This is a genomic window from Bartonella sp. MU70NMGDW, assembly GCF_042194085.1.
Lineage (GTDB): Bacteria > Pseudomonadota > Alphaproteobacteria > Rhizobiales > Rhizobiaceae > Bartonella > Bartonella grahamii.
In genome coordinates, this window is sequence record NZ_JBHIMK010000297.1 from 1 (window position 1) to 1,415 (window position 1,415).

Consider the following 1,415-nt stretch of genomic DNA (forward strand, 5'->3'; position numbering starts at 1 on the left):
TTCCCCGGTAGCTCAGCGGTAGAGCAACCGGCTGTTAACCGGTTGGTCGCTGGTTCGAATCCGGCCCGGGGAGCCACTTTTCTTTTATTCAACGTAGTTTATTGTTTTTTCTAAAGTTTTTAGACATGAGGGATTCATTAATAAAAGTGAGGAAATAGGATTTTTGGTTTTTACAATAAAGTAGAAACGCAATATTCTACAACAGAATGTATTTTTTGCAATGAATGCAAAAAGCGATTGATTGATTTTAAAATAGCACAAATAAGATTACTTTTTTCAAACTACCGCGCCTCTATAAGAGAGCACTGCAGTTATTCGCACATTATAAATTACAATTTCTTTCAGGAGAGAGAATTATTAAGTTCCATCCGCAATGAAAAAGATCTCATATAATTTTTTCCAAGGAAAAAATTAAACTTAAAAAAAACTGCTCATGTAGCAATCATTTTGAAAAATAGAAGAAACAACAATCAAGGCATATATTATCTCCATACCCCCCACATGACCTCCTCCCCATCCTAAAAGCAAAAAACATCAAACAAGTCTTTAAACACTCCGGAGTCTTATCTAACAGGATGTTCCTCCTGCTAACCATTTCAACGCTTTACAAACAACCTTGCCTTGTTCTCCACACTGTCATAAAACATTTAATACATCAAGTTTTATAGGCTTTATATCCCCCAAAATAATAGTGTTTTACAGTAAAAACCAAGATAACGAACGTAAATTGTTAAGAATCCTGAGAAAGCCTTCAGAAATCATGACATTCTCGCTATTGCATTATGCAGTCACACGCTTTTCTAAAGAGATATCTCTTAAATCGCCCCAAGCCCATTTCACAATGACTCCCGTAAATGGTATAAAATGAAATCGATTGAGCAGCTCCATCTTTATTTATAATAAAAGCCATGGCATCATACTATTTTCCAACTCTCAATCTTAGCAATACCTCCTTGCCTTTGAAAGAGTTGATAAAAATCATTTTATTTATTTCTCAAGTGTTTATCTATACGATAATTTCACATATAACGTGCAAATGAATACTTTTAATTGATCCGCATAAATAGCTTCAAAACGAAAAAATGCGGTATAATGAATCATTCAATATATAAAACAATGAGTTATTATTAGACATCAATGTTTGAAATTAAAAGTTATCATTAAAGATAAAATACATCTTTTATAAAAATAATTTTATATAAATAAAATCTATTTTTATTCCCATTTTTAAAAATGGGAATAAAGCAAATAAATAATTGCCTCTACAATAATGATTTCTTTTTTTAAGATTTTTAAAATCCAAACATTTAGAGGTTTTCATTTAAAAAAAATGAAACCCTCTGAAGGACCTTCTTACTTTGGCAAGAGTATTTTAAACCTCTTTTCAATTGAGAATAAATCAAAAAAAGTAAAAA

The 1,415-nt window shown here is 31.0% G+C and carries 1 tRNA gene; it reads left to right on the forward strand.

Annotation, left to right across the window (positions count from 1 at the left end):
- Nucleotide 1 precedes the first annotated feature (1 nt).
- Nucleotides 2-76 (forward strand) — tRNA-Asn (locus ACFIKE_RS10575).
- Nucleotides 77-1,415: the final 1,339 nt, after the last annotated feature.